This is a genomic window from Trinickia sp. (assembly GCF_036503415.1).
Classification (GTDB): domain Bacteria; phylum Pseudomonadota; class Gammaproteobacteria; order Burkholderiales; family Burkholderiaceae; genus Trinickia.
This window is the reverse complement of record NZ_DASXWY010000160.1, coordinates 1-24,987: the sequence shown is the minus strand read 5'-3', so window position 1 is coordinate 24,987 and position 24,987 is coordinate 1. Positions and strand designations below refer to the sequence as shown.

Genomic DNA, 24,987 nt, shown 5'->3' with positions numbered 1-24,987 from the left:
TTATAGCTCGGCACGGCGCACGCCGATCGAATAGCGCTTCTCGAGCCATAGCAGCACGAGATTCGAAACGGTCGTGATCGCCAGATAGATCGCGCCCGCGATCAGCGTGAAAAAGAAAAAACGCAGCGTGCCCTTGCCGGCGTCCTGCGCGGCTTTGACGACATCGGCGAGCCCGATGATCGACACGAGCGCCGTCGCCTTGACCATGACTTGCCAGTTATTGCCGATGCCGGGCAATGCGAAGCGCATCATTTGAGGGAACATGATGCGGGCGAAGACCTGCCAGCCGGACATGCCGAATGCGCTTCCCGCTTCGAGCTGCCCGCGCGGCACCGAAAGGAACGCGCCGCGGAAGGTCTCCGTGAAGTAGGCGCCGTAGATGAAGCCCAGGACGATGACGCCTGCCACGAACGGATCGATGTCGATCTGGTCCCAGCCGATGAAGTCCGTCAGATCGTTGAGCCAGATCTGAATGCTGTAAAAGAGCAGCAGCATCAGCACGAGATCGGGCACACCGCGCACGAGTGTCGTGTAGCCGGTCGCCAGCACGCGAGACGGACGATTTTTGGAAAGCTTGGCCGCGGCGCCGACGAGGCCAAGCGCGAATGCGAACGCGAGCGAAAGCACCGCCAGCTTGACGGTCTGCCAAGTGCCGGCGAGGATCAGCGGGCCGTAGCCTTCAAGAAACATGTTGGAGGTGCAATCCTTGACGGTGTGCGAAACAACGCGCGACCCGAGATTCTAGGTGGCCAAAAATGGCGTGCCCGGCCGCAGTGCGCGACTTTTCGTCCGGCGTGGCCGGCTCAACGGCGAGCAGTCTCCATCCCACTACCGGCTGCCGGAGCTCGCCCCCGCGAAAAGCGCGGTATTTTACCTCAACCCGGATAGGGCGCTACTGCGGGGGAACCCGCGGGTGTCACCCGCACGCCCGATTCGGCGGTTGCGGGTGCAACCGGGTAGTGCATGAAAAAAAGCGCCGCGGCCATTCGGCGCGCGGCGGCTCGAGGGGACGTCAGGCGTTGCGGGCGCAATGCGGGGCGCCGGGGACCCGTTGCGGTACGCCCTTTAGCTGCGCTTCGGAGCTGGAGACGGGGCGCGGTTCAAGGCGCCGTCGGCTGGCCGCCGGCGCTGCCGGCGCCGTGATGCTGCCGCCAGAATTCACGCATCTTCTCGTGGCGCGAGCCCATCTTCGCGAAATGTTGTTTCAGCTCGGTACTGACGGTCGTCTTTTGCTGATCGTCGAGGCTGTCGTAGAAAGCCAGCCATGCCGTGGCCGTCTGCTCGTGAAGCGCGTCGCTTTGTTGGCGAATCTGCTGATGCGTGGCGTGCAGGGCATCGAGATCGAGGATCGGCTGCTGCTGCGCCGCCTTGAACTGCTCGCGCATCTTCTCGTGATTGGCGCGCTCGGCTTCATGGTTTCGTTTCATCGTCGCGAGCGCCGTCTGCCATTTCTGCTCCTGTTCAGGCGTCAGCGCAAGCCGTGCGTGCAGCGCGTTCAAGCGCTCCATCATGAATGGACCGTGGCCATGCCAGCCCCCCGGGCCACCCTGCATCGCGGCCCCGTCGGGGCCGGCCGGCGACACATTGCCGCCGGCGGCATAGGCAGTGCCGAACGTGACGGCGAGCGCGGCGGCTGCGGTCGCGAGAAAGCGGGACGATCCGCGCAAGATCGGGTTCATCGAATACTCCTTCATGGAAAGTGAAGCGATGCGAGGACGCCGGCCATGCGGCGCCAGGAACGCTGCGTGAAGACTAGCCTTCGCAACGAAGCCGACGTGTTACGCGCGTATCCGGCCCGGTTACGTGCGTTTACGCCCGGCTTTCGCCGTAACCTTCCGTAACCCTTTCACCGCCGCGGGCCCGTTACGGGGACCTGGCTCGCGCTAAACTTCGCGCCATGGCTACTCAAATCCTCATCGTCGACGACGACGCAGAATTGCGCGATCTGCTGCGGGACTATCTCGTGCGGCAGGGCATCGAAGTGTCGGTGCTCCATGACGCTGCCACGCTCGAGCGGCGGCTCGAGCGCGAGCGCCCCGATCTCATCGTGCTCGATCTCATGATGCCCGGCGTCGATGGGCTCACCGCCTTGCGCAAACTGCGCGCCGCCGGCGACGACATCCCCGTCATCATGCTGACGGCGCGCGCGGACGACGTCGATCGCATCGTTGGCCTCGAACTCGGCGCCGACGACTATCTCGGCAAACCGTTCAACCCGCGCGAGTTGCTTGCGCGCGTGCAGGCCGTCTTGCGCCGCCGCCGCACGGTACCGTCCGCGGCGCCCGAACAGCGCGAGCCGTTCGCGTTCGGGCGTTTCGTGCTCGACTTCGAGAGCCGCACGCTGACGATGGACGGCCGCCCGCTGACGTTGTCGGGCAGTGAGTTCGCGCTGCTCAAGATCTTCATCAACCATCCGATGCGTACGCTCACCCGCGAGCGGCTGCTGGAGCTCCTGCACGGGCCCGAGTACGACGGCACGGACCGCGGCATCGACGTCCAGGTCTGGCGTTTGCGCCGAATCCTGGAAACCGATCCGTCGGCGCCGCGCTTCGTGCAGACCGTGCGCGGACGCGGCTATGTCTTCGTGCCGAATGGCGAGCCCAATGCGCCGACCCATTGATTCGCTGTTCGGGCGGCTGGCGCTGCTCGTCGTAGCGGTACTGCTCATCTCCCACTTCGCCTGGTTCGTGCTGATCCGCATCGAGCGCAGCCATTCGCAGGCCCGCTATGCCGTCGAGGAGGCTGCGTTCCTCGTGGAGGCCGTGCGCGAGCATGTCGCACGTGCGCCGAACCAACCGCTGCCCTCGCGCGTGCGCGCGATCGATACGGCCAACCCCGATGTTCCGCCGCCGCGCCGCGATCTGCCGCCCGCGATCCTGCGTTTCGTCGACGAGTTCCGCGACCGCCTGCCCGCGGGCTCGGACGTGCGGATCGGCCCGCCCGGTCACCCGCCGATGCTCTGGGTCCACGAGGCGGGCGATTCGCACTGGATCGTCGTGCCGATGCTTTCGCTGCATCCGCCGCGCTCGCTCGATCGCATGGTGCTGTGGCTCGCGATCATCTTTTCGGCGGCGGTGATGTGCGCGCTGTTCGTGGCCTGGCGGCTGCAACAGCCGCTCAGGGCGCTCAGTTCGGCCGTCGCGCGCTTCGGCCGCGGGCAGCCCGTGCCGCCCGTGCCCGAGCGCGGTCCGAGCGAGCTGCGCGCGCTCACGCATGGCTTCAATCAGATGGTGACCGAGGTATCGCGCGCCGATAACGACCGCGCCATCATGCTCGCCGGCATCGCGCACGATCTGCGTACTCCGCTCGCGCGCATGCGGTTGCGCGCCGAAATGATGGACGACATCAAGCAGCGCGATGGCGTCGTGCGCGACGTCGATTCGATGACGCACATCGTCGATCAATTTCTCGTTTTTGCGCACGACGGCGTGGATTCCAGCGAGCCCGTCGAAGTCGACGCCCAGTGCGAACGTCTCGTGCGCAGCTATCGTGCGGTTGCGCCCGGCGCGCCGCCGGTGCAGACCGCCTTGGCGGCGGGACCGGGCTTCAGGCTGCCGACGGCCACGCTCGATCGCGTGCTCTCGAACCTGCTCGACAACGCACATGCCTACGGCGCGCCGCCCGTCGTCGTCGAAACGGCGCGCACGGCCGACGGATGGCTGCTCGCCGTCGGCGATCACGGCAAGGGCATCGCGCCGCGCGACCTCATCGACGCGAGCCGGCCTTTCGTGAGGCTCGATCCGGCCCGTGGCGGCAATGGGCACAGCGGCCTCGGGCTTGCGATCGTCGAGCGGCTCGTGCGTCGTATGGGTGGCGAGTGCGAAATCGGCAACGCGCACGACGGCGGTTTGCGCGTGACGATGCGTTTTCCTCGCGATGTGCCCGTGAGGGCGGCGGCGTGAGGCCGCCCAGCGTGCTATTGGAACAGCGTATCGAGCGCTGAGGCAGCTTCGCTGTCGACGGTGTTGTACGTCACGCTATCGGCGCCGAAGATGTAATGAGTCGTGTACTTGCCGAGCCGCGCCAGAATTTCGTCCTGCACCGCTTCGGGGGCGGCGTCGAACTTCAGATACCACGCGGTCGAAGATAGGCGGGTCTGAAATGCGCCGTACTCGGCCATCAGATGATCGAACGCATCCGTGTCCTGGTCGCGACAGATGATGACCAAATTGCCCTTCATGCGAACCTCCAGGTAGATCGATCGGCGGCTTCATGCCAAGAAAGGACGATGATACCCGGTCTATTCGTCAAGGCGCAGTCGATTGGCCGATCGGCCGAGCTTCGCCGCCGCGGGCGCTACCGGTGGACTGCCGCGTTTGACGGCGGCACCGCGACATGCGCCGCGAAGGCCGCTGCGCGATCGCGGCCTGCGGCCTTCGCGTTGTAAAGGGCACGGTCGGCCCGGCTGATGAAGCGCTCGAGCGTATCGTCATCGGCCAGACCGGTCACGCCGATGCTGACGCGCAGGTCGACGGCGTCCGGCAGCCTCGGGGAGCGCTCCTCCCGCAGCGTGTCACGTATGCGTTCGGCGACGGCCAGCCCTTCGGCGAGCGAGGTGGCCGGCAGCAGGATGGCGAACTCTTCGCCGCCCAGACGGCCGATCGCATCGGTCGCCCGCAGAACGGTGCGGCAGCGCCCGACGAAGTGCTCGAGCGCGTAATCGCCGATAGTGTGGCCGAATCGATCGTTGATCTGCTTGAAGTGGTCGAGATCGGCGATCGCCACGCAAAGCGGCGTGCCGCGCGTGCGCGCAGCATCGATCTCGCGCTGCAGCAGGCTGAGGAAGTATCTCCGTGAGAGGGCGCCTGTCAACGCGTCGTCGCGGGCCTCCGCGGACAACTGGGCGTTCGAGGCCTGGAGCTCGCTCGCGAGACGGCGCGCCTCGCCATGATGGCGTTTCTCGCGGCGGTACGAGGCCGCGATCGTGGCAGCCAGCAGCAGCGAACCCATCAGAGCGGCGAAAGTCAGCCCACGAATATTGATGCGCTCATCGACTAAATGCTGCCAAAGCGCGATAGGCGTGAGCAAATGTACCGAGAAACCCGAGTTGATCCCGTTGCGCATGATGTAAAGCGAGGGCGGACCGGCCGCCTGCAACTCGACCATCTGGTTGGCCAACGCCGCCGGTACCCAGGGCGCGCTGCGCGCCATGCGCGGACGCAGCGGAGCGATATCGAGCACGGGAAAGCTGGAGCGGCGGTAGCTGTCGAAGCGTTGGGTCGCGTCCATGTGGGTAATGCGTGCGCCGGGCAGCCGATAGCCTTCGAACCGGCTTTCGTTGGCCATGACGATGACGCCGTTCTCGTCGGCGACGAAGGAGCCTGGTGCCGCGACCCAGTGCCGCAGCCTGCGTAATCCGATCTTGGCCACGATCGCACCGACGAGGGTGCCGTCGCTGTAGACCGGGGCAGAGAGGAACACTCCGTTTTCGCCGCTGACGCGCCCCACGGCGTACATCTGGCCATACGCGCCGAGCAGTGCCTCTTTGACATAGCCCCGGCCCGCGAGATCCACTCCGACGCACGACAGGCGCTCGAACGCGTCGCTGGAGGCGACGCACAGGCCGTTCGTATCGACGAGCCACATATTGTCGAGCCCGGCAAAGCCGCGCACGTCGTGCAAGAACGCGTCGGCTCGGCGTAAGGCGGGCACGGCGAGCAGTCGCGCCCGCCGTTCCGATTCCTGCGCCGCGCGCTTCTCGGGAAGACGGTACGCTTGCGTGAGCACACGCTGGATGACAGGCGTTTCCGCGAGCGTGGCCGGAATGGCGCGCGCCATCGACAGATCGCTCGCGATGATCTGGGCGATATTGTCGGCCGTGGCGAGCGAGAGCTGCGATTGCCCGCGCACCGTGTCGTTCAGATCGTGCAGGACCATCCGGTCAGCGACTTGACCGGCGACGAGCCAACAGACGAGCATGCCCATGACGGCGCTCGCCCCGATCATCATCCAGTGCAATGTTTTCTTGTTCATCGACTCCCTGGTCCATGCGGACTGCTCTCGCCGGGCGGCGCGACAATGGGGCCGCATGCCGCCCCCGACGCCCCCCCGGCTCTCACGCGGCGCACTACCTGCTCGGTATTATCGGCCTGACCGGCCCAAACTGAACGGCTCTCGGGGTTTCATCGTAGGCGCGCGGTTGTGCCTGAAACACAGTCTGTAGTACTGTCTTGCCGTCGCAAAAGCAGGAAAAAGCCGGACACGTGCCCATCGTACCGCCGGGCGGCCGGAGCCCACGAATGACTGCATCCATACGCCTCGACATGTTCAACTTACCAGTTTCGGGTTTGCCGGCGCATTGGCCCGCTTGCCAGGCTGCTGCCTCACGCCGCCAGGCCAGGGGGCGCTGATGGACTTCAGCTTCGACCTGAAGCGCACTGCCAACGCATCGGTGTGGCGGCTTTTGCCCAACCGCTGGGACTTCGTCGCCTTTCCGCTCATCATCTGCCTGATCGCGATGGCGGCCATCGGCGTTCACCAGACGATGGCGCCGATTTCGACGCTCAAGACGCAGGTGATCTCGCTTGACCCGTCGAACTTGCCCGAGTATGCGCTGCGCACCACGCTGCGGATGCTTGCCGCGATGTGCGCGTCGCTCACGTTCACGCTCGTCTATGGCACGCTCGCCGCGAAAAGCCGGCGCGCGGGCATGGTGCTGATCCCGGTCCTGGACATCCTTCAGTCCGTGCCCGTGCTTGGCTACATTTCGTTTACGGTAACGTTTTTCCTGGCGCTGTTCCCGAAGCAGGTCCTCGGCGCCGAGCTCGCGGCCATCTTCGCGATCTTCACGAGCCAGGCCTGGAACATGACGTTCAGCTTCTACCAGTCGCTGCGCACGGTGCCGCGCGATCTCGACGAGGTCTCGCGCGGCTTCCACCTGACCGCCTGGCAGCGTTTCTGGAAGCTCGAAGTTCCGTTCTCGATGCCGGGTCTCATCTGGAACATGATGATGTCGATGTCAGGGGGCTGGTTCTTCGTCGTCGCATCGGAGGCCATCACCGTCGGCAACAACACGATCACGCTGCCCGGCATCGGCGCCTATCTTGCGCAGGCAATCTCGGACAAGAACCTCGTCGCCGTCGGCTGGGTCATCCTCGCGATGACGGTCGTCATCCTCGCGTACGACCAGTTGATGTTCCGCCCGCTCGTCGCGTGGGCCGACAAATTTCGGATGGAGACGACGAGTTCGGGCAACGCGCCCGAGTCGTGGCTGCTCGATGTCGTGCGGCGCACGCGGCTCATTCATCGGTTGCTCGTGCCGGTGGGGTGGCTTTTTTCGAAGGCTGCGCGCGTGCCGATCCGGTTGTCGTTGCGGCCGGGCTTGCGGCTGGGCCGTGCCGGTGGCGCGCGGCGGGCGTCGTCGCGCGCCGCCGATATCGCGTGGGCGCTCGTTCTGCTCGCCGGTACGCTGTACGTCGTCTGGCGCGTCGCGGCCTATGTGCGGACCGGCGTGACGCTCGACGAAGTCTGGCACGTCATTCTGCTCGGCTTCATCACGCTTGTGCGCGTCGCGATCCTGATCGCGCTTTCCTCGCTGATCTGGGTGCCCATCGGGGTCCTCATCGGGCTGCGTCCGGCCTTGGCCGAGAAGATTCAGCCGCTTGCGCAGTTTTTCGCTGCCTTTCCGGCCAATCTGCTCTTTCCGGTGTTCGTGGTCGTGATCGTCCGCTTTCACCTGAATCCGGACATCTGGCTTTCTCCGCTCATCGTGCTCGGCACGCAGTGGTACATTTTGTTCAACGTGATCGCTGGAGCGACGGCCTATCCGAACGATTACCGGGAAGCTGCGACGAACTTCCGCATTCGCGGCTGGCAATGGTGGCGCCAGTGCATGCTGCCGGGCATTTTCCCCTATTACGTGACGGGTGCGCTGACGGCCTCGGGCGGCGCCTGGAACGCGAGCATCGTCTCCGAGGCGGTCCAGTGGGGCGACACGCATGTCGTCGCGCATGGGCTGGGTGCCTATATCGCGCAGATGACTGCCGCGGGCGACTTTCCGAAGATCATTCTCGGCATCACCGTCATGTCGCTTTTCGTCACGCTGTTCAACCGCAGTCTGTGGCGGCCGCTCTATGCTTATGCCGAGTCGAAGCTCCGGCTCGATTGATGCAAAAAACGCACGATAGGTCCATTCGAGAGTGAAGCGCAATGCAAAACCCCAAAGCTGAACCGAGTTCGGCGTCGCCCGTTTCACCCGCGTCGCTCGGCGCCGGTGCCGCGCCTCGCCTCGGCGAGGAAATCCTCAACGTCAAAGACGTGTGCCGCGGCTTTTCGAAAGCGCAGGGCGAACTGCTCGTTCTCGACGACGTCAATCTCTCGCTGCGCTCGGGCGAAATCGTCGGTTTGCTCGGACGGTCCGGTTCGGGCAAGTCGACGCTGTTGCGCATCATCGCCGGGCTCATCGAGCCGACGGATGGCCACGTCGACTATCTCGGCCAACCGCTCGCCGGTCCCGCCGAGGGCGTCGCCATGGTGTTTCAGACCTTTGCGCTTTTTCCCTGGCTCACCGTCTTGCAGAACGTGGAAGCGGGTCTCGAGGCGCAGGGCGTCGGTGCGCGCGAGCGGCGCGAACGGGCGTTGGCCGCGATCGATCTGATCGGTCTCGACGGCTTCGAGAACGCGTACCCGCGCGAACTGTCGGGCGGCATGCGCCAACGCGTCGGCTTTGCGCGCGCGCTGGTCGTCGATCCCACGTTGCTCTTGATGGATGAACCGTTTTCGGCGCTCGACGTGCTGACCGCGGAGACGTTGCGCACGGACTTGCTCGACTTGTGGACGCAGCGGCGCATGCCCATCAAATCGATTCTGATCGTCACGCACAACATCGAAGAGGCGGTGTTCATGTGCGATCGCATCCTCGTGCTTTCGTCGAACCCGGGGCGCGTGATCGCAGAGATCAAGGTGCCGTTCGCGCATCCGCGCAACCGTCTCGATCCGGCGTTCAAGCGTCTCGTCGACGACATCTACGCGAAGATGACGGCGCGCCGTACCGACGAAGCCACGAAGAAGGGGCTCGAGCTCGGCAGCTGGCTGCCGAGCGTCTCGACGAACTTGATGGCGGGTCTCATCGAAACGCTCGCGGCGCCGCCGTATCACGGCCGGGCCGATATGCCGGAAATCGCGCGCTCGCTGCATCTCGAGGTCGACGATCTCTTCCCGATCGCGGAAGTGCTGCAGCACCTCGGCTTCACCGACGTGCGAGAGGGCGATATCTTCCTCACGCCGCCCGCGCGAGTCTTCGCCGAGTTCGGCACGCAGGAACGCAAGATGATGTTCGCCGAGCACCTGTTGCGTCATGTGCCGCTTGCCGCGCGGATCAAGAAGGTACTCAACGAACGCCCGGGCCATCGGGCGCCGCGCGTGCGGTTCGAGCAGGAGCTCGAGGATTTTCTGTCGGACAGCGCGGCCGAGGAAACGCTCGACGCCGTCATCAACTGGGGCCGCTACGGCGAGATTTTTTCGTATAACGACCAGACCGAAATCTTCAGCCTCGAGGACGTCGAGTCCTGATCGTCATCTATCACGGGCGCGGAGCCTGTTTGCGGCTCCGCTGACCATGATCACCTGAATGGGCCGCTTGGGGCGCGCATGGACTTGTCAAAAGACAGTCCTGTACCGTCACGCATCGATCATGGCGGTGGACATGTTGCAATGTGCGAGCGCGTCTCAGGCATTGCCCGCCGACGGCGCGTCATCTTCGTCCTCATACGCGCCCAGACGGTTGTAAAGCGTCTTCAGGCTGACGCCGAGCGCCTTTGCCGTGCGCCGCTTGTCGCCGCCGCAGTGCTTCAGCGTGCCGAGAATGATCTGGCGCTGGGCTTCTGCGAGCGGCGTGCCGACCCAGATGCTCATCGCATCGCCTTGCGTTACGGCCTTTTTCGAGCGCGCCGCGAGCCGCGGATGCTCGATCTCGACCGTCTTTTCGGCCAGGATGAAGGCCCGGTAGATGCTGTTCTTCAGCTCGCGCACGTTGCCCGGCCACGAGTACGTGCGTAGCGTTTCCCTCGCCCGCTTGCTGAAGACCTTGTTCGTGCCCTCCCGCGTGTTGAGCTCCGCGAGAAAGTGTTGAGCGAGCAACTCGCGATCGCCCTCGCGCTCGCGCAGCGGCGGCGCACGCAGCGGAAACACGGCGAGGCGATACATCAAGTCCTCGCGCAAGCCGTTCTCCTTCACCGCCGACGCCGGGTCGCGATTCGTCGCCGCGATGACACGCACGTCGCTATGCAGCAGTTCCGTGCCGCCGACGCGATAGAACGTGCCCGTTTCCAGCGCGCGCAGCAACTTGACCTGGCGCACGGGCATCATCTCGGTCACCTCGTCGAGAAAGAGCGTCCCGCCATTGGCATGCTCGAAGTAACCGGCACGGCCTTGCACGGCGCCGGTGAAACTGCCGCGCTCATGGCCGAAGAGTTCGGCTTCGATCAGATTATCGGGAATCGCACCGCAGTTGACGGCCACGAACGGTTGATCGTGCCGACGGCTGCGATCGTGAATCGTCCGCGCGATCAGTTCCTTGCCGGTACCGGATTCGCCGACGATGAGCACGGTTGCATCCGTCGCCGCCACGCGCTCGATTTGCTCGAACAGCTCGAGCATCGCGGGCGATGCGCCGTAGAGCATGCCATAGGACTCGAGCCCCTCGGGTGTACGCTGGGGGCCGGAATCGTTTCGTTGGGCGGAGCCGTTGTCCGGAGCTTCCGCCGGAGTGTCAAAGTCGCTTGACGTCGCCATGAGTTCGGGATCCGAAGCGCGCAAGCGGATGCCGTGTGCATCGCCGCGCGCGTTTTTCCGAGTAGTCGAACCGGTATTTAACCACGTCGGAGCCTGCTTACGTCGGCCAAAGATGCCAAGCGAACCCCGCTTACCGAGTGGCATGAAACATGCTCTTGGTATGGCCTCGCAGCGGGAACTCGCGGCCGTCGGATCGATCCGAATGAAAGTCCGCGGCATCGAGAATCCGCATGCGGAAAAACTTGCAACGGTCTATACCATTCATATCGGCAACGAATGCAAGGGGAATCAAATGGCCCGTCCCAGAATCGGTATTTTCGGCGCGCTGGTCGCGGTAGGCGGCGTGCTCGCGTGGCGGTGGGCGCAGAAACACCGTGCGTCGCAGGCGCGGCTCGCCGGCGAACTGAATCGTTGGGAAGCTGAAGGCGGCGCACTGGCGTCCACCAGCCAGGAAGCGCCCTCGACGCTGGCTTCGCACGTGTCGCCAGGCACCATGTCGAACGGCCATGCGCAGGTAGGCGGCACGGCAGACGCATGGCGCTTCCCGCATAGCTGACCCTATTCCACGCGAGTCGGCCGGCTGTCCGTCCGTTCTTGCGCGGTTCGGCCCGGGCGGGCAGGATAGAGCCCCGTCATACGCGGCCGCAGCGGCGCGGCAGGGCTGTTGTGCGCTTGGAATTCGCTCGGTTGATTGGATTCCGTTCCATTTCGACACTACTCATTGATGACAGAACCCGATGCCACACGTGCTGATAGTTGACGACGACCCCGAGACCCGTGAAGCGCTGGTCTCGATCATTGCCGAAGATGGACTGACGACCGCGACGGCGGGCGATCTGCGCGAAGCGCGCATTCAGCTCGTCCGGCAAACGCCCGACGTCGTGTTCACCGATCTACAACTGCCGGACGGCAGCGGCGTCGATCTGTTCGAAGATCTCGACCCGCGCTCGGGCGTCGAAATCGTCGTGATCACAGGGCATGCCACGGTGGAATCCGCGGTGTCGGCGCTCAAAATGGGCGCATCCGACTACCTGGTGAAGCCGATCAACATGCAGCGCGTGAAAGCGGTGCTCGACCGGCTGCCGCGCGCCGGCGATCTGAAAGCGCAAATCGGCAACTTGCGTGGCGAACTGCGGCGCATGGGCCGTTTCGGCCTCATGCTCGGCAGCTCGCCGGCCATGCAGTCTGTCTACGACCAGATCGGGCGCGTCGCGCCAACAGCTGCGTCGGTGCTGCTGGTGGGCGAGTCGGGCACGGGCAAGGAAGTGGCGGCGCAGACGATTCACGAGCTGAGCCTGCGGCGCAAGCACGCGTTTTTAGCGGTCAATTGCGGCGCGATCTCGCCGAACCTGATCGAATCGGAAATGTTCGGACACGAGCGCGGCTCGTTTACCGGTGCGGATCGTCAGCACAAGGGCTATTTCGAACGGGCCAACGGTGGAACGATTTTTCTCGACGAAATCACGGAGATGCCGGCCGAGTTGCAGGTCAAGTTCCTGCGCGTGTTGGAGACGGGCATGTTCATGCGTGTCGGTACGACAAAAGAGATCGAAACCGACGTGCGGGTCATTGCTGCGACGAATCGCGATCCGGAAGAGGCGGTGCTCGAAGGCAAGCTGCGGCTCGATCTCTATCACCGGCTCAACGTTTTTCCGATCAGCCTGCCGCCGCTGCGCGAGCGCGGCAACGACGTCTGGTTGCTGGCGCAGGCGTTTCTCGATGAGCACAACGAACAACACGGCACGCATAAGCAATTCCCGCCCGCGGCCAAGGACATGATGCTGTCATACCCCTGGCCGGGCAACGTCCGTGAGCTGAAGAATTATGTGCAACGCGCCTATATCATGTCCGGCGCCGATTCCGATACGACGGCCGCGGTACCGCTGCAGATTTCGCTATCCAAGCCTACGACGGGCACAGCCGTCACCATACCGTTCGGAACATCGCTCGCAGTCGCCGATCGTCAGCTCATTCTCGCCACGCTCGATCAGTGCGGCGGAGTGAAGACGCGTGCCGCCGAAATTCTCGGCATCAGCCTCAAGACGCTCTATAACCGGCTCGTCGAGTACAACGAGGAAGGCGGCAAATCCGCGGCGGGAGAAGCGGCCGGCGACCCCGATCCGGCCGGAGAAACGGGCGAGCCGGCGGCGGGCCCCTGAGGCGTGCCCCCGGCACGGGCGGCTGGGCAAACCGATTGCTCGATAGCGGTGGCGGGCGATGTGTGCAACGCATCGCTGCGTATCACTCATGCCCACTCGAGGAGATCGCGATGCACGAATCGAAGCGCGAGCCGATCCGGCTCCACACGCCCGAACCCGACCCGCCTGGGCCGCCCCCCACGGAGGATCCGCCCGGGCCGCATCCCGAGCCCGAGCGCGAACCTCCGGAGCCGCCTATGCCGCCGATCGGCGATCCGCCGCCCGAGCCGATGCAGGCAAGCGCGTAAAGTCCCGGCGAATACTGTCCTGTATGGGTTACATATCTTGCGCAATTGTTACCGCGCGAAACAGCGCGCCGCATCCTAGACTGTTCGCATAGGCAGATCCGGTTTCGCCCATCCGGGCGCGCTTCGACGAGAGGTATCCCATGAGACATCCAGCGTTGCGGCGTTCGCCGCGCCACGCTTCCAAGCGCGAAGCCAAAAACACCGGTCAGACATCCGGGCCGCCTGCGCACGACCCATCCGCGCAGAACCGCGTTGCGCCAAATGCGCCGCCTGACGGGGCGTTCAACCAGGGCGGTGCGCGTCCGGAGGGGCTCGATTACCAGCGCGATCTCGGGGCTGAGCAGGACGCCTGAACGCCTGGCCCGGTGCGCGTAATCGTAGAGGACACCTAAGTTAATCGATTCACGCGAGCGCGTCGCTCAGGGGACGCGACGCGCTCGCGCCTCGCATGCTCGAAAGCGGTGCATTGCGACGGCACGCGACTTGCATTCGATGAACCGGAGCGGCGATGGTTGTCGCCACGCGAGAACGCCAATTCGACGAGGTGGGGCCGCAATGAGCAGACTTATCGTGGTATCGAATCGTGTTGCGCCGACGCAAGAGGGACGTCCCGCCGCCGGAGGGCTGGCAATCGGCGTTCTCGATGCGTTGAAGGAGACGGGTGGCCTGTGGTTTGGATGGAGCGGCGAAATCGTCACACAGGGCGACGGGCCCGCTATCGAGAAGCAAGGCAACGTCACTTACGCGACGGTGGGTTTGACGCGTCGCGATTACGATCAGTACTACCGAGGGTTTTCGAATGCGACGCTGTGGCCGACGTTTCACTATCGCACCGATCTCTCCCGCTACGACCGGCAGGAATACGCCGGCTATCTGCGCGTCAATATCGCGCTCGCAACGCAATTGAAGGCACTGCTCAAGCCCGACGACATCATTTGGGTGCATGACTATCACCTGTTGCCGTTCGGGCGCGCGCTGCGCGATCTCGGTGTAACGAATCCGATCGGCTTCTTCCTGCATATTCCGTTTCCGGTGCCGGAGATGCTGCGAGCCGTCCCGCCGCATGCCGAGCTCGTCCACGCGATGTGCAGTTACGACGTGCTTGGATTCCAGACGCAGACCGACCGTCAAGCGTTCGTCGACTACATCGAACGCGGGGGCTTCGGTTCAGTGAGCGCGGAGGGCATGGTGCATGCGTTCGGACGGCTGCTGAAAGTGGGTGCCTACCCGATCGGCATCTATCCGGATGCGGTTGCGAAGGCCGCCGAACAGTTCAGCGATCGCAAATCCGTCGCCGAACTGCGCGAGGCGGCAGGCGGGCGCAAGCTCATCATGAGCGTGGACCGGCTCGATTACTCGAAAGGCCTCGTCGAGCGCTTTCAGGCGTTCGAACGGCTTTTGGCCGACGTGCCGCACTGGCAAGGAAAGGTCTCGCTCGTGCAAATCGCACCGCCGACGCGCTCGGATGTGCAGACCTATCAGCGCATCCGCCAAACGCTCGAAGGCGAGGCGGGGCGCATCAACGGACGTTTCGCTCAGCTCGACTGGACGCCGATCCAATACCTGAATCGCAAATACGAACGCAACGTGCTGATGGCGCTGTTCCGATTGTCGCAAGTGGGCTACGTCACGCCGCTGCGCGACGGAATGAATCTCGTTGCGAAAGAGTATGTCGCGTCGCAGGATCCGGCCGATCCCGGCGTGCTCGTGCTGTCGCAATTCGCGGGCGCGGTGGAACAACTGCCCGGGGCACTCGTCGTCAATCCGTTCGATCTTTCTCAAATGGGCGATGCGCTGGCCTGCGCGTTGTCGATGCCGCTCACCGAGCGCAAGGCGCGCCACGCCGACATGATGGCGCGCCTGCGTGCCAACGATCTATCGACCTGGCGCGATGCGTTCCTCGACGACCTGCGGCACGTCGTCGAGGCCGCGTCGGTGACGCGTCGCGCCGTCGAACTGGCCGACAAGGGCCTCGACGTGCCGATTCCGTTTCGCTATCCCGTGAACCGGCCGGCGCGTGCCCTGCATCGGTCCTGAAGCGATTGACGGTATCTCCGGAACGCAATCGATAAAAAAGGGCCGCTCTTCGAGAGCGGCCCTTCGTTTTTGCTGCGCGCCCGTTATGGGCTGCTACCCTTGACGTCGCAATTGCGCGGGCGGCAGTTTGAGCAAATTGCGGTATTTGGCGACGGTGCGTCGCGCGACGAGCATGCCTTCTTGCGTCAGCATCTTCGCCAGCGCCACGTCCGAGAGCGGATTGCGCGGGTCCTCCTGCTCGATCATCTCTTTGATGAGGGCGCGCACGGCCGCGGCTGAGCAACGCCCGCCGGTTTCGGTCGCGAGCTCGCGCGGAAAGAAATGTCTGAATTCGAAGATGCCGCGCGGCGTGGCCATGTACTTGTTGCTCGATGCGCGCGAGACGGTCGACTCGTGCAGGCCGAGTTCCTCCGCGAGCTTGCTCAGTACGAGCGGCTTCAGCGCGATTTCGCCGTAATCGAAGAACGCCTTCTGATACGACACGATGCATTGCGCGACGCGCTGAATGGTCGTGAAACGCTGCTCGGCGTTGCGCAGCAGCCAACGGGCTTCTTGCAGTTGCTGGGCGAGCGGCGAGCCACTGCCCCCGGCGGATTGAGCGAAGAGTTCCGCATAGACGCGATGGATCCGCGCGCGGGGCAGGACGGCGGGGTTGATTGTCGCGACCCAGCGGTTCTTCACCCGTCGGACGATCACATCCGGAATGACGTAGTTGTCGTCGGTGCGGGCGTAATACTCGCCCGGCTTGGGATCGAGCCGCCGCACGAGCGCGCATGCGACGCGCAACTCCTCGGCCGAGCAGCCGAGCTGTTTCTGGAGCTCGGCATGTTCGCGGCGCGCGAGCCGCTCGAGATGGCTTGCGGCGATTTCGTGCGCGAGATCGCGCCCCGCCGTTTCAGGCGGCATCGCATCGAGTTGCAACTGTAGGCATTCGGCGAGCGAACGCGCGCCCACACCGGGCCGATCGAGCGTTTGCACGAGCCGCAGCGCCACCCGCAGCTCTTCTTCGGCCAACGGGGGGTCGGCTTCGAACGCGGCGGCGAGATCGCTGAGCGAATCGCGCAGGTAGCCGTCGTCGTCGAGCGCTTCGATCACGACTTGCGCCGCGGCACGATCGCGCTCGTTGAGCGGATAAAGGCTCAGCAGATCGTGCAGATGTTCATGCATCGTCGGCTGGGCATGCGCCCATGCGCCCGGGTCCACGTCGTCGCCGTCGCCGTTATGGCGCGACGCGGAGCGCAGTGACCAGTCCTGCGAGAAATCGCCGCTGGCCTCCTCGCTGGCGGCGGCGGCCGATGCATCGGCTGCGGCGAGGCTGTCGAGCCCCTCGGTGGCTTCAGTGGTTGTGGGCGCAACGGTTTCCGCGGCGTCCTGTCCGACGCCGTGGACCTCTTTGACGCGATCGGACTCGGTCTCCCCGTCGGGAACCAGTTCGTCGTATTCGAGAAACGGATTGCTGTCCAGCGCTTGACGCAGCTCGTGCTGAAACTCGAGCGACGACAACTGCAGCAACCGCACCGATTGCTGCAGGCGCGGCGTCAACGCGACGTGTTGTTTGCTGCGAAGTTCGAGAGTCGGTGGCATAGTCTGGGTCCGTTTGAAGAGGTCCCAGCAACTAAAGCAACGCCCATACCATGCCACGCAACGAGCGACGGCACCCGGCAGGCGGGGGGCTCACGCCATGTCGGCAGCCTTATCCAGGTAGCAGCTTTTACAGGTAGTGTGCAAAAAACGCGCCGCATTCCTCGGCTTACGCGCGATCGTGTGCGCTGGCGTACGCTTGCGCGCGGTAAGCGGGGGCGGGAACTGGCGCCAACGAAGCGCGCGTCAGGCGGTGGCGCGCTGCGTTTGCCTCAATCGAAGCAGGCTCACGCATGCGGCGAGCGCCGCGAAACCCGCTCCGAGCTGAAGGCAAATCATCGGACCGCTCGTCGGCGCGACGCCGAATACCAGCGCAACGAGCGCGGCGCCGAGCGTTTGCCCGGTGAGCCGCGCGGTGCCGAGCATGCCGCTCGCGCCCCCGCTGCGCTCGCGCGGTGCGGCGGAGAGCAACTGGCGGTTGTTCGGCGCCTGGAAGAGGCCGAAGCCCGCGCCGCAAACGGCCATGCGCCAGGCGATGTCGGCGCCGCCGGGATGCGGGCCGAGCGTGGCCAGCAGCACGAGGCCAGCGGCGAGAATCGCGAGGCCGATGCCGCCGAGGATACCGGCCGAGTAGCGATCCGAAAGCACGCCCGAGAGCGGAGCGGCGAAGACGATCGCGAGGGGCCAGGGCGTGATGAGCAGGCCGGTTTGAACCTGCGTGAAGCCGAACGTCGCTTGAAAAAGAAACGGCAGCGACACGAATGCCAGCATCTGAGCGCAAAAGGAACAGATCGATGTGCCGACCGAAAGCGCAAAGACAGGAATCCTCAATAAGTCGACCGGCAAAAGCGGTGCGCGCTGCCGCAGTTGCCGCTTCACGAAGAAGTAGCCGACGGCTATCACCGCCAACGCTTGCAGCGTCACATAAGGCCAGGATTCGCCGTGGCCCACGCCGTCGATCGTGAAGACCATGAGGCCGAACACGAACGCGTTCATGACCGCGCTCAGGTAGTCGTAAGGCGCATTGTGTCCGGGGGTGTTGGGCAGCGCCTTGAATGCACCGACGATCGTGACGATGCCGATGGGCACGTTGATCGCAAATAGCCACGGCCACGATGCAACGGCGAGAATGCCGGACGCGACCGTCGGTCCCACTGCCGAGGCGAGCGCCACCACCATCGCGTTCAATGCGACGCCGCGCCCGAGGTGCGCGGGCGGATAGATTGCGCGCACGAGCGCGGTGTTGACGCTCATCAGGCCGGCTGCGCCGAAGCCTTGCACGACGCGCATCGCGGCGAGCATGGGCAGCGAGCCGGACAGCGCGCAGCCGAGCGACGCCAGCGTGAAAAGCGCGAGCCCCGACGTATAGACCCGCCGATAGCCGATGCGGTCGCCGAGCGAGGCGAGCGGCAGCAGCGAGATCGTGATTGACAGCTGGTACGCGTTGACGACCCAGATGGACGCCGCGGCACTCGCGTGCGTGTCGCGCGCGATGGTCGGCAACGCGACGTTGGCGATGGCGCTATCGAGGACGGCCAGCGTCAGGCCAAGCGCAATGACCGCGACGGCCCAGTAGCGTTCGGGAACGGGAAGGCCTTGGTCTGTCAACATCCGCGTTTCATTTCAGCTCGTAAAGGCCCGTGTAGATCGTCGAGTCGATTTCGTTCATATGCGTCATGAAGCGTGCGACGGCGTTCGTCGTCTCGGCCGTGACCGGCAGATGCGGCACCTTGAGCGCGTGAAGACGGAAGATGTAGCGGTGCGGCTTGTCTCCGCGCGGTGGCGCGGCGCCGCCGAAGCCTTGCGTGCCGTAGTCGTTGCGCACCTGCACCGCGCCGGCCGGAAGCAGCGAGCCGTCGGCCTTGCCGGCGTTGCGTGGCAGCGATCGCGCGTCGGGCGGAATGTTGACGACGACCCAATGCCAAAAGCCGCTGCCGGTCGGCGCGTCCGGGTCGTGGACGGTCAGTGCGAGGCTTTGCGCGTCTTCGGGGACGCCTTCCCATTGGAGCGAGGGCGATGCGTTCGCGCCGTTACCGTCGACACCGAACATTTTGTCGTCGCATTCCTGATCCTTCGGCATGAAGCCGTTGATCGGGAAGTCGTCGGACCACAGTCTGAAGTCAGCCATCGAATGCCTCCATTTTTTGAAACGTCAACGTCGAGGCCGCGAAGCGGCGAGCGAGCCGAGTTTAGCACCGGGTCCGCGCGCGAGGCGCGGGGGAGCGCCGGCATGGATAGCAGTATAGGCGCGCTACTGGTCGCTCAAGCACGGACGCTGCGAGCGAAGCGCAGCGAAAACGTCGTTCGGACGTCGGGCACGCTGTCGACGCGGCACTCGCCGCCGTGCTCGTCCATGATCGACTTGACGATCGCCAGGCCGAGCCCGGTGCCCGCCGCGGAATTCTGGCGCGCGGGGTCGAGCCGGTAGAAGCGATCGAAGATCCGCTCGATATGCGCCGGCGCAATGCCGGGGCCTGTATCGGTGACTGACACCGAAGCCACGGCATCGAACTCCCGGCATTCGATCGACACTGCGGAGCCCTGAGGCGCATGCGCGAACGCATTCGACAGCAGATTGCCGAGCGCGCGCTGCACGAGCAGCGGATCGCCATCGAACGCGCAGTGGCCATCGACGGTGATCGCGATGCCGCGGTCCTCGGCGATCGATTCGTAGTAGCGCGCGACGCGCAGCGCTTCGCGCTGCCCGTCGACGCGCTGGAAATGTGTGCGCCGTTGCCGCGCGTCGGCGCGGGCGAGAAAGAGCATGTCGTCGACCATGCGCGAGAGGCGCTGGAATTCCTCCACGCTCGATTCGATGATCGCGCGGTATTGCTCGTTGGAACGCGGCTGGGAGAGCCCGACTTGCGCCTGCGCCAGCAGGTTCGTGAGCGGTGTGCGGATGTCGTGCGCAAGATCGGAAGAGAATTGCGTGAGCCGCGTGAATGACTCGTCGAGCCGCTGCAGCATGCGGTTGAACGCATGCGTGAGCTCGCGCAACTCGTCGGCCATGCCCGTATCGGGCAGCGGGTGCGCGAGGCGGTTGCCGGAAATCTCGTCGGCGCGCGCGGCGAGCTGGCTCAGCGGTTTCAGCGCGAATACGGCGATTCTGTAAGCGACGAGGGCGGCGAGCACGGTGCCGACGAGCACGCCCAGCACGACACTCAGTGCGCAGATGTGCAAGAAGGCTTGAGCACCGCGATAGTTGCGCTGCACGACCACGCGCACCGGGACGTCCTTTTCGGCAATCCTGGCTCGCGCGACGAGATAGCGCAACGGCCGCTGCTCGTGTTGCACGGCGACCGGCGTGGTGCTCAGTGCGCTCAAGGCGCTTGCCAATACGTTCGGACTCGGCACGAAGTTCGGGCTGCTGACGAGCGTGTTGCCGCGTTCGTCGAAGACCGCCAGGTCGACGTCTTCATGGCCTTGCAGCAGCAGGGACGAAGCGGGACGTTCGTCACGCAGTTCTTCGATCGTCTCCACGGTGCCAAGCCGCGAAATGGCCGCATCGAGCGTCGCCTCCATCTCGTGCCGCAGCGACTTCGCGATCGATCGATCCAGCGTTTCGTAGAGTAGCGCGCCGCTCACGGCGAGAATGATCGAAGTCGACAGCGCGAACAGCACCGCGAGCCGGCCGCGCATCGTTTTCGGCACGAGATGTCCGATCATACAAGGGAGTCATCGCGTTGTTCGAGCACGTAGCCCATGCCGCGCACGGTATGGATCAGCTTCGGCTCATAGGGATCGTCGACTTTCGCGCGCACGCGGCGGATCGCCGCGTCGACGATATTCGTATCGCTTTCGAAGTTGATGTCCCACACCTGCGAGGCGATCAGCGAGCGCGTCAGGATCTCGCCCTCGCGGCGCATGAGCAGCCACAGCAGCGCAAACTCCTTGGCCGTGAGCAGGATCGTACGGCCTTGCCGTTTCGCTTTGCGGCGCATGAGATCGAGCTCGAGATCGCCCACACGCAGCACCGACGCGTCCAGTGTTTGCCCGCGGCGCAACAGCGAGCGCACGCGCGCGAGCAACTCGACGAAATCGAACGGCTTGACGAGATAGTCGTCCCCGCCGAGTTCGAGCCCTTTGACGCGATCGTCCACGTCGTCGCGTGCGGTCAGAAAAAGTACCGGCGTGCGATGCGTCTTGCGCAGTTCCTCGACGATCGACCAGCCGCTCTTGCCGGGCAGCATCACATCGAGGATGGCGAGATCGTACGCTTCTGTCTGCAACTGATGCAGCCCGGTGACGCCGTCCGCGGCGATGTCGCAGACAAAGCCCGCTTCGACGAGCCCTTGTTTCAGATAAGTCCGGGTTTTGGGCTCGTCTTCCACAATCAGGATCTTCATTTCGGTATTGGGGTGCGCCGTTGAACGAATGGGCGATGAAAAAGGGCGAACGTGCATACCATGCAAAGAATATGCGCGGCCGGCAATCGAAACGATTGTTGACCGGGTCGTATCTCGATAAGTTCCGCTCAAATCGATTTCAATGGACTCCACGTCCGCGCAGGTAGCCCGGTAATAGAAAAAACCGAATCGATATCGATCGGCATTTTGGCCACTACCGACGAACATGACGACAAAATCATCTTGCCGTCATGTTTGCGATGCGCCTATTCGCCAGAATTCAACTCGTGAACGTCGCGTCATCTACGCTCATTGATGTTCTCCATTCCGGCTTAGGAGGAAAAAGCAATGAATTTTACGAAACAAATGATTTTGCAAAACGCTGCATGGGCCCGTGAGGCGTGCGATGGCGACCCGCGCCTTTTCGAACGACTGAGGCAAGGGCAGGATCCGAAGGTGCTATGGATAGGCTGTGCCGACAGCCGCGTGCCGGCGGAAATCGTGACGGGCGCGCGGCCCGGCGAGCTGTTCGTGCACCGGAATATCGCCAATCTGTTCGTGCCGCATGACGACAACACCATGAGCGTGCTCGAGTACGCGGTCTGCGTGCTGAAAGTGAAGGACATCGTGATCTGCGGGCACTATGGCTGCGGTGGCGTGCGGGCGGCGCTGGGGGCGCCGAACGACGGGGTGCCGCACGTCGAGCAGCGCATTCGTCCGTTGCGGTGGCTTGCGCGGCGTCACCGCGACGAACTCGATGCGATCGCCGATTCCGATGAGCGTACGAACCGCCTCGCTGAGCTGAACGTGCTCGAACAGGCGCGTGTGCTGCGTGCGTCGCCCGTCGTTCACGATGCCGTGCCTCGCCCGCAAGTCCATGCCTGGATCTTCGATATCCGCGATGGGCTCATTCGAGCGTTGCCGTTCGAGCATGCCGAGGCGGCCGAGCCGTCGTACGGCTCCGACCTATCGCATCGGCCCGGCCGGCGCGAACCTGCGCCGATTCGCGTCGCCAACGTCGGCTGAGGCTCGGCGCACGGCAGTTTTGCGTCGGGGCACATCGACTCCTTCGAACGAACCCCATGGCGCGCGCCGGCCTCGTACCGGTCGGGCGCGCGCTTCATTCTCTCGCAACCCAACACCATGACGAATGCCAAACTGGCGGCTACGCTGCCGCGGGATTGTTTTTCGGGAACGGTCGTTTTTCTCGTCGCGCTGCCTTTGTGCCTCGGGATCGCCCAGGCGTCCGGCGTCGAGCCGTTCGCCGGGCTGTTGGCCGGCATCATCGGCGGTCTTGTCATCTCGCTGCTGAGCGGCTCGCAACTGAGCGTGAGCGGACCGGCGGCCGGGCTCATCATGATCGTCGTCGACGGTATCGCGAACGTCGGCGGATTTCCTGCGTTTCTGAGCGCCCTGCTGGTGGGCGGCGCCATGCAGTTTTGCTTCGGTGTCCTGAAGGCTGGGCGGTTCGCGGCCTACGTGCCGTCGCCCGTCATCAAGGGCATGCTGGCCGCAATCGGTCTCTTGTTGATCGTCAAGCAAACGCCCGTCGCGCTGGGGCTGGCAACGGGCGGCGCCGCCAGCGGGGCCGGCGCCAGCTACGCGGCTGGTTTTCTCGAGACGCCGTTCGGCACGACATCGGTCGTGGCCTGCGCTCTCGCGGCGATATCGCTTGCGATTCTCTTCGGTTGGGAAAGCCGGTTCGTGCGGCGTTTGCCGCTGGTCGGGCTCGTGCCTGCGCCGCTCCTCGTCGTGGCATTCGGCGTTGCCGTCACGCTCGGCATCGACGCCTTCGCGCCGGCACTCGCGTTGCCCGCCTCGTACCGCGTGAACCTTGCGCCGCTCGATTCGATGGCCGCGCTGACCAGTGCGCTGGCCGCGCCCGACCTGACACGCCTCGCGAGCTTGGACGTCTGGCGGCTCGCGGCCACGATCGCGATCGTCGCCAGTCTGGAGACGCTGTTGTGTCTCGAGGCCATCGAACAGATGGATCCGCAAAAGCGCGCCGCCTCGCCGGACCGCGAGCTCAAAGCGCAAGGCGTCGGTAACATGCTGGCCGGCTTGCTCGGCGGCTTGCCGATCACATCGGTGATCGTGCGCAGTTCGGCGAATCTGCATGCGGGGGCGCGCTCGCGCATGTCGGCTTTCGTGCACGGGTTGCTGCTGCTCGCGAGTGTTTTCGTGCTGAGCGAGATTCTCAACAAGATTCCGCTTGCATCGCTCGCGGCAATCCTGATCGCCACCGGCTACAAGCTTGCAAAGCCCGCGCTCTTCGTCGATGTCGCCAAGCGCGGCGTGAACGCACTGGTGCCGTTTCTCGCGACGATCGGCGGCGTGCTGGCGACGGATCTGCTGATCGGCATCGGCCTCGGTATCGCGTGCAGCATCGTGCTCGCGCTGCATCCGAATCTGCGCAACCCGTTTTCGATTGCGCGGCACGGCAACGAGTTTCTGCTGCTGTTCCGCAAGGACGTATCGTGTTTCATTCGCGTGAAGCTCAAGCAGCATCTCGCGCAGATTCCCGACCGCGCCACGCTCATCGTCGATACGAGCCGTGCCGACTTCGTCGACCCCGATGTGCGGCATATGATCTCCGAGTTCGCGGCGCAGTCCGCCCATCGCGGGATTTCGGTGAGTTGGCGGTGAGGCAAGGGCGTAGCCGCCGTCCCTACCCCTAGCGCTGCACAGGCGTCGCATGAAGATGCGGCGCCTTTTGCGCGATATGGGGCGAACATAATGACATCGGTCGGCATGATCGCTCTCGTATTACCAATGGGGCTTTGCTCGGTATCGAACTTGCCACGGCCCGTGACAGGCCTACAATGCGGTTATCGCGACGTTGAGGAGGCGATCATGCCCGAGTCCTCGATCGGCTTGATGCTGATGCTGGCGGTTTTCGTCGGCATTGCCATGGCGCTGGCCACGCGTTATCACACCGACCATCCTTTGAGCGACCTGCGGCGTTGGCTCGGTGACCATCACCGGGTTGGCCGGACGCATCGCCGGCATTGAGGCGCTGGCCTCTACCGGCCATGCCTTGCCGTTGATCTTTGGCGCTCGCACTCGAAGTTCGAGTGGCCGGCCCGACTCGCTGGCGCGTCCCCTGCGGGGCGGCGTGCCGAGTCATCGAACCGATACGCACCACCGTTACAATGCGCATTGCCTGCCGAATTCGTCCTCGCGGCGGATGCGGCGGATTCTTGCGAGTTGGGCTACCCGGACCGGCACATCCCACGCTCGCGAATAGCAATAAATCGATCAAACTTTGAGCGCTCTATGCACCAACGCAACGCATTGGAAAAAATTCTCGAAAGTCTGTTATTCAATTCCCGGTGGCTGCTTGCCCCGTTTTATGTCGGCCTCGTGGTATCGCTGATGATGTTGCTCGTCGCGTTTATCGGCGATCTCGCGCATCTCGTTCCGAATCTTTTGCAGGCGAGCCCCGAGGACATCATCCTCGGCGTACTGACGTTGATCGATTTGTCGCTGGCGGGCAACCTCGTCGTTATCGTGATGTTCTCGGGCTACGAGAACTTCGTCTCGAAGATCGATACGGGACATAGCGAGGATCGGCCGAGCTGGATGGGTACGCTCGATTTTTCGGGCTTGAAGATGAAACTGATCGGCTCGATCGTGGCGATCTCGGCCATTTCGCTACTGCGTGCATTCATGACGCTGACCGAGCCGGGCAGCGTGCTCGACGAGGTGCGTATCCGGTGGCTCGTGATCCTGCATTTGACGTTCGTCGGCTCGGGGTTGCTGTTTGCCGCCATGGACTGGGTGGCGGCGCAGTCGGAGAAGCATTGACGGGAACGCTCGCCATTGGCTGACTTGTGCGGACCTACG

23 protein-coding genes are annotated in these 24,987 nt (G+C 64.3%); 13 read left to right on the top strand and 10 right to left on the bottom strand.

Annotated features, from left to right (window positions below; all coding sequences use genetic code 11):
- Together VGL01_RS19890 and VGL01_RS19885 are read right to left on the bottom strand one after the other, a co-directional pair.
- Positions 1–690, bottom strand: a complete 690-nt coding sequence (locus VGL01_RS19890) for a histidine ABC transporter permease HisQ (RefSeq protein ID WP_331572359.1) — start codon at positions 688–690, stop codon at positions 1–3.
- Positions 691–1,100: 410 nt separating this feature from the next.
- On the bottom strand, positions 1,101–1,679 hold the full coding sequence (locus tag VGL01_RS19885) for a periplasmic heavy metal sensor (protein WP_331572358.1): 579 nt from the start codon (positions 1,677–1,679) through the stop codon (positions 1,101–1,103).
- Between the two features lie 218 nt (positions 1,680–1,897).
- Here VGL01_RS19885 and VGL01_RS19880 point away from each other — a divergent pair, with 218 nt between their 5' ends.
- Entirely contained in the window at positions 1,898–2,620 is a 723-nt protein-coding gene (locus VGL01_RS19880) for a response regulator (protein WP_331572356.1), read from the top strand.
- On the top strand, positions 2,604–3,902 hold the full coding sequence (locus VGL01_RS19875) for an ATP-binding protein (RefSeq protein WP_331572354.1): 1,299 nt from the start codon (positions 2,604–2,606) through the stop codon (positions 3,900–3,902). The genes VGL01_RS19880 and VGL01_RS19875 overlap by 17 nt, the downstream gene beginning before the upstream one ends.
- Positions 3,903–3,916: 14 nt before the next feature.
- On the opposite strand, the gene VGL01_RS19870 is transcribed toward VGL01_RS19875, so the two are convergent.
- Both VGL01_RS19870 and VGL01_RS19865 read right to left on the bottom strand, forming a co-directional pair.
- Positions 3,917–4,180 (bottom strand): hypothetical protein, encoded by a 264-nt coding sequence (locus tag VGL01_RS19870; RefSeq protein WP_331572352.1) that lies wholly within the window; start codon positions 4,178–4,180, stop codon positions 3,917–3,919.
- 116 nt (positions 4,181–4,296) lie between these two features.
- The gene (locus VGL01_RS19865; protein WP_331572351.1) at positions 4,297–5,973 is read right to left on the bottom strand and encodes a diguanylate cyclase; all 1,677 of its coding nucleotides are present in this window, start codon (positions 5,971–5,973) and stop codon (positions 4,297–4,299) included.
- 376 nt (positions 5,974–6,349) lie between these two features.
- Between VGL01_RS19865 and VGL01_RS19860 the strand changes: the two genes are divergently transcribed.
- Together VGL01_RS19860 and VGL01_RS19855 are read left to right on the top strand one after the other, a co-directional pair.
- Positions 6,350–8,107 (top strand): ABC transporter permease subunit, encoded by a 1,758-nt coding sequence (locus VGL01_RS19860; RefSeq protein WP_331572350.1) that lies wholly within the window; start codon positions 6,350–6,352, stop codon positions 8,105–8,107.
- 41 nt (positions 8,108–8,148) lie between these two features.
- Positions 8,149–9,510, top strand: a complete 1,362-nt coding sequence (locus VGL01_RS19855; RefSeq protein WP_331572349.1) for a nitrate/sulfonate/bicarbonate ABC transporter ATP-binding protein — start codon at positions 8,149–8,151, stop codon at positions 9,508–9,510.
- Between the two features lie 156 nt (positions 9,511–9,666).
- On the opposite strand, the gene VGL01_RS19850 is transcribed toward VGL01_RS19855, so the two are convergent.
- Positions 9,667–10,731 carry a sigma-54 dependent transcriptional regulator gene (locus VGL01_RS19850; RefSeq protein ID WP_331572348.1) on the bottom strand — a complete coding sequence of 355 codons (1,065 nt, stop codon included), beginning with the start codon at positions 10,729–10,731 and terminating at the stop codon, positions 9,667–9,669.
- 292 nt (positions 10,732–11,023) lie between these two features.
- On the opposite strand from VGL01_RS19850, the gene VGL01_RS19845 reads away from it, so the two are divergent.
- From VGL01_RS19845 to otsA, 5 genes are all read left to right on the top strand, one after another.
- Positions 11,024–11,287, top strand: a complete 264-nt coding sequence (locus VGL01_RS19845) for a hypothetical protein (RefSeq protein ID WP_331572387.1) — start codon at positions 11,024–11,026, stop codon at positions 11,285–11,287.
- 181 nt (positions 11,288–11,468) lie between these two features.
- Positions 11,469–12,890, top strand: coding sequence for a sigma-54 dependent transcriptional regulator (locus VGL01_RS19840; protein ID WP_331572347.1), 1,422 nt, complete (start codon positions 11,469–11,471; stop codon positions 12,888–12,890).
- A gap of 110 nt (positions 12,891–13,000) precedes the next feature.
- The gene (locus VGL01_RS19835; RefSeq protein WP_331572346.1) at positions 13,001–13,177 is read left to right on the top strand and encodes a hypothetical protein; all 177 of its coding nucleotides are present in this window, start codon (positions 13,001–13,003) and stop codon (positions 13,175–13,177) included.
- Between the two features lie 140 nt (positions 13,178–13,317).
- Entirely contained in the window at positions 13,318–13,530 is a 213-nt protein-coding gene (locus VGL01_RS19830; protein WP_173260014.1) for a hypothetical protein, read from the top strand.
- Between the two features lie 202 nt (positions 13,531–13,732).
- Positions 13,733–15,214: an alpha,alpha-trehalose-phosphate synthase (UDP-forming) gene (gene otsA / locus VGL01_RS19825; RefSeq protein ID WP_331572345.1), complete on the top strand. Its 1,482-nt coding sequence runs from the start codon at positions 13,733–13,735 to the stop codon at positions 15,212–15,214.
- 93 nt (positions 15,215–15,307) lie between these two features.
- On the opposite strand, the gene VGL01_RS19820 is transcribed toward otsA, so the two are convergent.
- The 5 genes from VGL01_RS19820 to VGL01_RS19800 form a co-directional block, all read right to left on the bottom strand.
- The gene (locus VGL01_RS19820) at positions 15,308–16,798 is read right to left on the bottom strand and encodes an RNA polymerase factor sigma-54 (protein ID WP_331572344.1); all 1,491 of its coding nucleotides are present in this window, start codon (positions 16,796–16,798) and stop codon (positions 15,308–15,310) included.
- A 243-nt stretch (positions 16,799–17,041) separates the two neighbouring features.
- Positions 17,042–18,406 carry an MFS transporter gene (locus tag VGL01_RS19815; RefSeq protein ID WP_331572342.1) on the bottom strand — a complete coding sequence of 455 codons (1,365 nt, stop codon included), beginning with the start codon at positions 18,404–18,406 and terminating at the stop codon, positions 17,042–17,044.
- 7 nt (positions 18,407–18,413) lie between these two features.
- A complete protein-coding gene (locus VGL01_RS19810; protein WP_331572341.1) occupies positions 18,414–18,923 on the bottom strand; it encodes a YbhB/YbcL family Raf kinase inhibitor-like protein in 510 nt (169 codons plus the stop codon).
- A gap of 134 nt (positions 18,924–19,057) precedes the next feature.
- Positions 19,058–20,461 (bottom strand): heavy metal sensor histidine kinase, encoded by a 1,404-nt coding sequence (locus VGL01_RS19805; protein WP_331572340.1) that lies wholly within the window; start codon positions 20,459–20,461, stop codon positions 19,058–19,060.
- Complete coding sequence (locus tag VGL01_RS19800; RefSeq protein ID WP_173260020.1) at positions 20,458–21,141, bottom strand: heavy metal response regulator transcription factor; 684 nt, start codon at positions 21,139–21,141, stop codon at positions 20,458–20,460. Before VGL01_RS19800 ends, VGL01_RS19805 begins: the two co-directional genes overlap by 4 nt.
- Before the next feature lie 348 nt (positions 21,142–21,489).
- On the opposite strand from VGL01_RS19800, the gene VGL01_RS19795 reads away from it, so the two are divergent.
- The 4 genes from VGL01_RS19795 to VGL01_RS19780 all read left to right on the top strand — a co-directional run bounded on the left by VGL01_RS19795 (position 21,490) and on the right by VGL01_RS19780 (position 24,948).
- The gene (locus tag VGL01_RS19795) at positions 21,490–22,167 is read left to right on the top strand and encodes a carbonic anhydrase (protein WP_331572339.1); all 678 of its coding nucleotides are present in this window, start codon (positions 21,490–21,492) and stop codon (positions 22,165–22,167) included.
- 117 nt (positions 22,168–22,284) lie between these two features.
- Positions 22,285–23,787, top strand: a complete 1,503-nt coding sequence (locus tag VGL01_RS19790) for a SulP family inorganic anion transporter (protein ID WP_331572338.1) — start codon at positions 22,285–22,287, stop codon at positions 23,785–23,787.
- 207 nt (positions 23,788–23,994) lie between these two features.
- Positions 23,995–24,153: a hypothetical protein gene (locus VGL01_RS19785; RefSeq protein WP_331572337.1), complete on the top strand. Its 159-nt coding sequence runs from the start codon at positions 23,995–23,997 to the stop codon at positions 24,151–24,153.
- A gap of 264 nt (positions 24,154–24,417) precedes the next feature.
- Positions 24,418–24,948 carry a TIGR00645 family protein gene (locus VGL01_RS19780; RefSeq protein WP_331572336.1) on the top strand — a complete coding sequence of 177 codons (531 nt, stop codon included), beginning with the start codon at positions 24,418–24,420 and terminating at the stop codon, positions 24,946–24,948.
- Positions 24,949–24,987: the final 39 nt, after the last annotated feature.

Excerpts from the sequence above, each read along its gene's own strand:
- VGL01_RS19885 (WP_331572358.1), bottom strand. The coding sequence starts at position 1,679 with ATGAACCCGATCTTGCGCGGATCGTCCCGCTTTCTCGCGACCGCAGCC.
- VGL01_RS19875 (WP_331572354.1), top strand. The coding sequence starts at position 2,604 with ATGCGCCGACCCATTGATTCGCTGTTCGGGCGGCTGGCGCTGCTCGTC.
- VGL01_RS19880 (WP_331572356.1), top strand. The coding sequence starts at position 1,898 with ATGGCTACTCAAATCCTCATCGTCGACGACGACGCAGAATTGCGCGAT.
- VGL01_RS19830 (WP_173260014.1), top strand. The coding sequence starts at position 13,318 with ATGAGACATCCAGCGTTGCGGCGTTCGCCGCGCCACGCTTCCAAGCGC.
- VGL01_RS19820 (WP_331572344.1), bottom strand. The coding sequence starts at position 16,798 with ATGCCACCGACTCTCGAACTTCGCAGCAAACAACACGTCGCGTTGACG.
- otsA (WP_331572345.1), top strand. The coding sequence starts at position 13,733 with ATGAGCAGACTTATCGTGGTATCGAATCGTGTTGCGCCGACGCAAGAG.
- VGL01_RS19865 (WP_331572351.1), bottom strand. The coding sequence starts at position 5,973 with ATGAACAAGAAAACATTGCACTGGATGATGATCGGGGCGAGCGCCGTC.
- VGL01_RS19850 (WP_331572348.1), bottom strand. The coding sequence starts at position 10,731 with ATGGCGACGTCAAGCGACTTTGACACTCCGGCGGAAGCTCCGGACAAC.
- VGL01_RS19890 (WP_331572359.1), bottom strand. The coding sequence starts at position 690 with ATGTTTCTTGAAGGCTACGGCCCGCTGATCCTCGCCGGCACTTGGCAG.
- VGL01_RS19800 (WP_173260020.1), bottom strand. The coding sequence starts at position 21,141 with ATGAAGATCCTGATTGTGGAAGACGAGCCCAAAACCCGGACTTATCTG.
- VGL01_RS19805 (WP_331572340.1), bottom strand. The coding sequence starts at position 20,461 with ATGATCGGACATCTCGTGCCGAAAACGATGCGCGGCCGGCTCGCGGTG.
- VGL01_RS19835 (WP_331572346.1), top strand. The coding sequence starts at position 13,001 with ATGCACGAATCGAAGCGCGAGCCGATCCGGCTCCACACGCCCGAACCC.
- VGL01_RS19845 (WP_331572387.1), top strand. The coding sequence starts at position 11,024 with ATGGCCCGTCCCAGAATCGGTATTTTCGGCGCGCTGGTCGCGGTAGGC.
- VGL01_RS19855 (WP_331572349.1), top strand. The coding sequence starts at position 8,149 with ATGCAAAACCCCAAAGCTGAACCGAGTTCGGCGTCGCCCGTTTCACCC.
- VGL01_RS19785 (WP_331572337.1), top strand. The coding sequence starts at position 23,995 with ATGCCCGAGTCCTCGATCGGCTTGATGCTGATGCTGGCGGTTTTCGTC.
- VGL01_RS19790 (WP_331572338.1), top strand. The coding sequence starts at position 22,285 with ATGACGAATGCCAAACTGGCGGCTACGCTGCCGCGGGATTGTTTTTCG.
- VGL01_RS19840 (WP_331572347.1), top strand. The coding sequence starts at position 11,469 with ATGCCACACGTGCTGATAGTTGACGACGACCCCGAGACCCGTGAAGCG.
- VGL01_RS19860 (WP_331572350.1), top strand. The coding sequence starts at position 6,350 with ATGGACTTCAGCTTCGACCTGAAGCGCACTGCCAACGCATCGGTGTGG.
- VGL01_RS19780 (WP_331572336.1), top strand. The coding sequence starts at position 24,418 with ATGCACCAACGCAACGCATTGGAAAAAATTCTCGAAAGTCTGTTATTC.
- VGL01_RS19815 (WP_331572342.1), bottom strand. The coding sequence starts at position 18,406 with ATGTTGACAGACCAAGGCCTTCCCGTTCCCGAACGCTACTGGGCCGTC.
- VGL01_RS19870 (WP_331572352.1), bottom strand. The coding sequence starts at position 4,180 with ATGAAGGGCAATTTGGTCATCATCTGTCGCGACCAGGACACGGATGCG.
- VGL01_RS19810 (WP_331572341.1), bottom strand. The coding sequence starts at position 18,923 with ATGGCTGACTTCAGACTGTGGTCCGACGACTTCCCGATCAACGGCTTC.
- VGL01_RS19795 (WP_331572339.1), top strand. The coding sequence starts at position 21,490 with ATGAATTTTACGAAACAAATGATTTTGCAAAACGCTGCATGGGCCCGT.